The sequence below is a fragment of the Verminephrobacter aporrectodeae subsp. tuberculatae At4 genome, from assembly GCF_000193225.1.
GTDB lineage: Bacteria > Pseudomonadota > Gammaproteobacteria > Burkholderiales > Burkholderiaceae_C > Acidovorax > Acidovorax aporrectodeae.
The window spans coordinates 1-5,826 of sequence record NZ_AFAL01000023.1 but is presented as its reverse complement, the minus strand read 5'-3'; the positions used below and the strand labels follow the sequence as shown (position 1 = coordinate 5,826).

The window sequence follows — 5,826 nt, the reverse complement described above, 5'->3', positions numbered from 1 at the left end:
TGGACGCGGTACAAGCCAAGCGCGATGACCTGTGGATGGAGGAGATGGTGCAGATGGAGGAGATCGCCCGATTCAAGCCCAGATTCGTCTCCCGGGACGAGTTTGCCTTGCTGCAGGGCAGCCTGGCACGCCAGGATCGCTCATTGCGGCCTGTTTTTCGCGTCTCAGACTGCCAAGGGGAAATCCAAAGCCAGCATGCGCTTGAGGTTGTGGGCCAACGCATGCCACAGCAGCACGGCGCGCGCCTTGGCCAAGCCGCGCACATTCAGGCGCTGCAAGCCGCGGTTGCGCAGATGTGCGTTGGTGCACTCTATGCTGGCCGCACGCTCCTTGTAGATTTGTTTGGCCTCCTGGGTGCCCATTCGCTTACGCCATTGAGCCACAGCCTCACTGTCGCCACGCAACGCCACGTACCGGTCGCGCTGCTGGTCCTTGGGTGCGGGCACCGGCGCGAACACGCAGGTTGCACGCGCGGTAAGCTGCTCGATCTGTTCGTGCTTGGCAAATCCCCCATCGGTCAGCCACTGAGCGGGCACCCGGGCGTAGCGTTGTTCATGCTGCTCATGCATGGGCAGCATCTGGTTCATGTCGCTGCCCGAGTTGGTGATGTCCACGCCCGTGATGATCATGGTTTGAGTGTCCACCGCCAGTTGTGCATTGAAGGCTGGGCGAAAGCCGCCGTCGGCCATCTTCATCACCCGCGCATCGCAATCGGTGGTGCTGACACGCGGTTCCTTGGGTTTCTTGGCCCCTTGCTTGTCCGGATGCTGGCTCGGCGCTTGGTGCATCTGCACCCTGATCGTTGACGCTCGCTTGGACGCGCTCGGTCTGCTCTTGCGCCCCGTCAGCCTGCCTGGGTTCCTGGGCTTGTATGGGTGCTGGCTCGGCGCTTGGCGTATCTGCACCCTGATCGTTCACGCTTGCCTGGACATGTTGTTCTGTCTGCTCTTGCGTCTCGTCAGCCTGCTTGGGCCCCTGGGCTTGTATGGGTGCTGCTTGGGCGCTTGGCGTATCTGTGCCCTGATCGTTCACGCTTGCCTGGACACGTTCTGTCTGCTCTTGCGTCCCGTCAGCCTGGATTGTCTCTGGGGAGTGCTTGCCGACCTTGCCCGACAGGTGCTTGTCTATCGCCTCCACCGTCCGCAGGGCCCGCGTGACGCGCTGCTCGCGCTCTGTGACAGCACGCTGGCGCGCCGCACGCACGCGGCTCGTTCCGGCATCCGGGCTGTCATCGAGTTCCTTCCTGAGCGCTTGAACCTGGATTTGGGCCTGCTCCAGCAAGTCCTTCAAGGTCTCGCGGCGCCGGAAACTGGCAGCGCCCGCATGGGCACGCACGCGCATGCCGTCATGGGCCACCCGGTTCATGCTGACCAAGCCTTGCGACAACAGGGCTGCCACGTTGCGGGTCAGTTGCGCGTCGAGCCACTGCGTGTGCATGAGCCGAAAGTCGCCCAGCGTGTGGTGGTTTACGCTGACCCCACCGCACAACCAGCGGTAGGCGTCCTCACGGTCGCACAGCCGTGCAAGTTCGCGCGCAGAACCTACCCCGTCGAGCGTCGCGTACAGCCACAGACTCACCAAGATGGCCGGGTCAATGGGAGCGCGCCCGACACCGCCTTCGACGGCCCGGATGCGCGCGTACAGAGCCTGAAGGTCGATCGATTGCACGAAGGCCCAGACGGCGCGGGCTTGGTGGTCTGTGGGCAGGGTGGCGTCAAGGTCATAGGCACGCAGTTCGACCTGATTGCGTACCGGGCTTTGCATGCGGGGTATGCTTTTGAGCGCTCTTGGTTTCGGGGCTGTTGTGCTGTCGGGCGACAACATCAGGTCCTCAAACAAGGTGTCCATGTGTCCGCTCGATCCGGGTTTCGTGGGGGTGCTGACCATGTCAAAAAACACGCAATATTCGTGCCGACATATCTTCACAGGCTCTGAGCGCCTGGGGTTTTGCGCTGCGGGTTCGCCCGACTTTCGCATTTCATCTAGGTAATATCCCCAGAAGCAGTCAACAAAATCAACAGTTCTCGGTAATTATGCTGTCACCGCTTCGGCGCTCGCATGGCGTTGGCCAGTGCCGTGCGCAGAGGCTGCATCAAATGCTCAATCGAGTCCTCAGAACTCAGTGCGGCCGACCCACCTAACGACAGCACCACAGTACCGCGATGCGGACTTGCAAGGCGAAGCTGAATCTTCTCCGTAGCGAATTTCCGGGCCTGGGTGAGTGCGGTACAGCTTGCACGGACATCTCTGTCACCCTTTACGACCACCTTTGCAACGATGCCAGGCTCAATCTCAAGGGCACCAATTTGTAGAGAGTCAACGACTGACGAAATCCCGCCGACATTTTGAAGCACTTCCGACCACAACAATACATCGACCACCGCAGGTGTGATAGCTATCTCAAAATCCATCGTCTCGGACAGCCGATTCATCAATGCCTGAACATTGCGCGGAGGATCAATCAGTTCCAAGCCAGGAGCGGTTGACGATGCCCTGAACAGGGTCTGGCGGAACTCAACCCGTTCAAACGTCAGTTCCTTGCCGAAGGGATCGACAACGACATCGGTGTATTCGATCCGTTCCACGTAGCGCGCTTCAAGATAATCATCGCGTACCCGGTCAATGAAAAATCCGTGCCCCGATTCGCCCTCGAACGTGTATAGATGGATTCGCTTCGCTAGCGTGCGAATTGAAGTGGGCCACTCAACATGGAACCAGCGAAATCTTTTCATGATCACTCCTTGGAATCACCGGGATCGTCATCGGCAGCTTCTCGCAGTAGGTCATCCAGCACTTTTCTGGCGGTATTCTCAATGAGAAAGAATAGCTTACTTTTCTCTGCGTCTTTTACATGAACAATTGACGTCCGATGCGTCCCCTTGTGTGCTCGAAATGCACCTTGAACCTGATATCGGAAACCAGTACCTGCCTTGCGACTCTCAAACCCAGCATCGAACTGAATGATGTCGTTCGGCTCACGCTCGTGCTCCGAACGCCAAGTGATCGCCGTAATGAAGAATCCCCGTGCTGTCAGGTCTTTGTACTCCTGTGACTGAACAAGGTTTTCGCCTGACAAAGCCATACTGTGCACGGCTGCGAACATTTCTTGTGCAGCACCGTCCTCCAAGTCTTCTTCCAAATCGAGACTATCTTCTTCGTCCTCGTCCTTGACTTGCAGCGATGAAACCTTTAATCTCATTACGTTCTTGAGCTTGTACCCTGGAAATGAAGAAATCAGGTGAGTGAAGAACTTTGATCGCAATGCAGGCGTGGTGAGGTCAGTCAGTTCAATCGTTTCTTCGATGATCTTTGCTTTTCGCTTTTGTTCCACCGTTTCCTTGATGGCTGCAACGACCCGCTTCGCCTTGTCAGTTGCAGGGAGCCTGACTACGGTCTGGCCGCTCTCCACAAAAAATTCTATACTGGCCTCATGCCGCTCGCGCTGAAGCAGCCGGGTTCGTGTGTGATTGAATTCCTCGTAGGAAATATTGACTGAGTAGCCCGTTTTATCTTTCGGTTGATGTACGATGTTCTCGTCGGTGTTCACGGTATTGGCATAAGCTGTCACAGCATCCTTCATCTCTTCGACGGAAAGTTGCGAACCCAATCGAACGAAGGTGGTCTTTTCACGCCGATGCGCAGGTTCTCGCTTTTGGACTATGCCCGCGATATCGTGGAAATCGTGCGGAAGGAGGGACAGGTAATCAGCCAGTTCTTCTCGGGTGTCTTCGGGCGAGTAGAAAATCCCTCTGTCCCGTGCAAATTCACGAAGTACCGATACGGTGAGCCGCTGCTTGCCAGAAATGAGCAAGTCGTAAATTTCGTTGTCGTTAGCGCTAAGATGGTCGAGAAACTCAGTCATTTCCATGTTCCCAAATCAATTGCCGAATAAGTGCTCTTGATTTTATTCATCGGTTCATATTTGATTGCGTTTACGTACCCGGCCAAGTCGGTCTTACTGGCGCCAGCCTTGATGCCTTCGATATATTGCTGCTGCGCGTGTTTAAAGGTCGGGGACGAAGTTGGTGACGCTTCGAGAGTCTTGATGGTAACAGTCGTGTTATCGTTTAAAAGCTCGTATTTGCGGAGTGTATCAATCAAATACATGAATTCGTCAGAAGTCTCCCCCTTTCTGGAATAGAATACTACAACTCCCCGCTTTGCACTGCCTTTCGGATCACGATGCTCAAGAATAATTATCGGAGATGTCAACATTTCAAGCGTTGCAGCTTTGGCGGTTCGCGCCTGGAGATTCGCACGCCGATTCAATTGCGGGCGAAAATAGGAACAGTAATCATGTGACGGGAGTTCCGCGGACCGGCTACCCCGCATTCGTTGAATCTCATCACGAATGTTGTCTAGCCAAAAAATCTCTTTCGGTCCAAGCACGAAGAGCTTTGCACCTTTGGGAAGATGTAGATATTCTGGATTAATATTGATTAGATTACTCTGAAAATTTGCATCATATTTCCCATCGTGATTGTATACGAACAACAGTCCGCAGATTGAAGCAGTCACATGGTCATGACAGTGGAACTTCCGCCATTGTTCACTTTTTTCAGCACAGGCAACCTGCTTGGCAAGACTCTCCACAGCAGATTTTACCGATGCTGGACGAATAGTCCCTTGGGCATAACTCTTTAGATCACAATGAACGTAGGTTCGATTCGGAGAATATGGTTCATTGTAGTAATAGACAACATCGCACGGATGTGTTTTTACATTGTGTCGCTCTTGATCATCACACGGCCAGTCATGATTTGTCATGCCCGTGGATTCCCAAAAGAACTCGCTGAATAATTCAGTTGCTGCGACTTCAGAAAGTTTTGCGGTATTTTCGTTTTCAGCCGACATTTATTTTCCTTGTTGCTGAGCCTATTTTTCTGTTATTACGAGTACCTTGCCTTTTCAGCATATCGGTACAACATGCGAATCAGTTGCCTGTGATCGCCCCGTTCTTGGTCAAACGCTTTATCAACATCGTAGGTTCAAAACGGCATCTCCCAGGTTGACCGCTTCGTCGCAGAAACCTTGGCTTTTTGATCAAGACGTAGCCGTTGCCTATACCAAGCAATTTTTCCAGCCTTCGTCGGTCGTTTCCGGTGAGATCAGACATGCCTTGCGGATGCCCCAGGCCAAAGCGTGGCAGGAACGTGTCCAAAATGCCACGGTGCAGATCGTCGATGAAAGCCCAACCCTGCTCGCCACGCATCACGCGCGCCATGGTCGGTACGTAGCCCGCGCACCAAGCCAGAGCAAAGGCGCTCGCGTCCAGCGTGCGCACGATACTGTCGTGCCAGTCGACCACAGTGCCGAAAATGTCGAAGGCCAACACCTGCACTTGGGCAAAGCGCGGAACTGCGGGCGAAGGGATGCTTGGGAGGATGGATTCGGATGGCTGCATGCGGTGCATCGTAGTGCGCTGCATGCCGAAAGTTTTGTCGCCTGCGCGGCAAGAAACGGACAGTCCGCGCAAAAAATTTCGCCGCGCGCGGCCAACGTTGCATCCTATCTGGCGCGCTGAAATGCGGGGTCAGCCGCAGCGTTTGCACGGCCCAGATGCGTGACTGCTCAACGAACCGGTGACCGGGATGACTGACGAAGAAATCGCGCGCACCGCCGAGCTGTTCCTGCGCCTCAAGGGCGCACGCGCCGGAATCGGCTACGTTCCTTGCAGGGGCGCGAAATTTTCGGACGCATCACAGTGGAAGAAAACCTGTGCATGGGCCTGGCGGATAGGAGCCGATCCACCCCGGTGCTCGCGCAGATGCTGCGGCGCCGCGGCGGTGACCCCTACAGGCGGGCAACAACAGTTGGCCATCGCCC

At 55.3% G+C, this 5,826-nt stretch carries 3 protein-coding genes and 4 pseudogenes; 1 reads left to right on the top strand and 6 read right to left on the bottom strand.

What is annotated here, in order from left to right; all coding sequences use genetic code 11:
- Positions 1 to 164: 164 nt before the first annotated feature.
- The 6 genes and pseudogenes from VTU_RS35800 to VTU_RS31010 all read right to left on the bottom strand — a co-directional run.
- A pseudogene (locus tag VTU_RS35800) lies at positions 165 to 840 on the bottom strand (transposase); the annotation flags it as partial.
- Between the two features lie 192 nt (positions 841 to 1,032).
- Positions 1,033 to 1,887 (bottom strand): annotated as a pseudogene (locus tag VTU_RS35795) (transposase); the annotation flags it as partial.
- Positions 1,888 to 2,039: 152 nt separating this feature from the next.
- Positions 2,040 to 2,732 carry a hypothetical protein gene (locus tag VTU_RS0100720; protein WP_040891563.1) on the bottom strand — a complete coding sequence of 231 codons (693 nt, stop codon included), beginning with the start codon at positions 2,730 to 2,732 and terminating at the stop codon, positions 2,040 to 2,042.
- Positions 2,733 to 2,734: 2 nt separating this feature from the next.
- Complete coding sequence (locus tag VTU_RS0100715) at positions 2,735 to 3,862, bottom strand: hypothetical protein (protein ID WP_010099873.1); 1,128 nt, start codon at positions 3,860 to 3,862, stop codon at positions 2,735 to 2,737.
- The gene (locus tag VTU_RS31015; RefSeq protein ID WP_081479674.1) at positions 3,859 to 4,854 is read right to left on the bottom strand and encodes a PD-(D/E)XK nuclease domain-containing protein; all 996 of its coding nucleotides are present in this window, start codon (positions 4,852 to 4,854) and stop codon (positions 3,859 to 3,861) included. The genes VTU_RS0100715 and VTU_RS31015 overlap by 4 nt, the downstream gene beginning before the upstream one ends.
- A 271-nt stretch (positions 4,855 to 5,125) precedes the next feature.
- A pseudogene (locus VTU_RS31010) lies at positions 5,126 to 5,413 on the bottom strand (haloacid dehalogenase type II); the annotation flags it as partial.
- Positions 5,414 to 5,645: 232 nt separating this feature from the next.
- Here VTU_RS31010 and VTU_RS34570 point away from each other — a divergent pair.
- Positions 5,646 to 5,826 (top strand): annotated as a pseudogene (locus tag VTU_RS34570) (ABC transporter ATP-binding protein); the annotation flags it as partial.

Coding starts and splice junctions, on each gene's coding strand:
- VTU_RS0100720 (WP_040891563.1), bottom strand. CDS start 2,732: ATGAAAAGATTTCGCTGGTTCCATGTTGAGTGGCCCACTTCAATTCGC.
- VTU_RS31015 (WP_081479674.1), bottom strand. CDS start 4,854: ATGTCGGCTGAAAACGAAAATACCGCAAAACTTTCTGAAGTCGCAGCA.
- VTU_RS0100715 (WP_010099873.1), bottom strand. CDS start 3,862: ATGACTGAGTTTCTCGACCATCTTAGCGCTAACGACAACGAAATTTAC.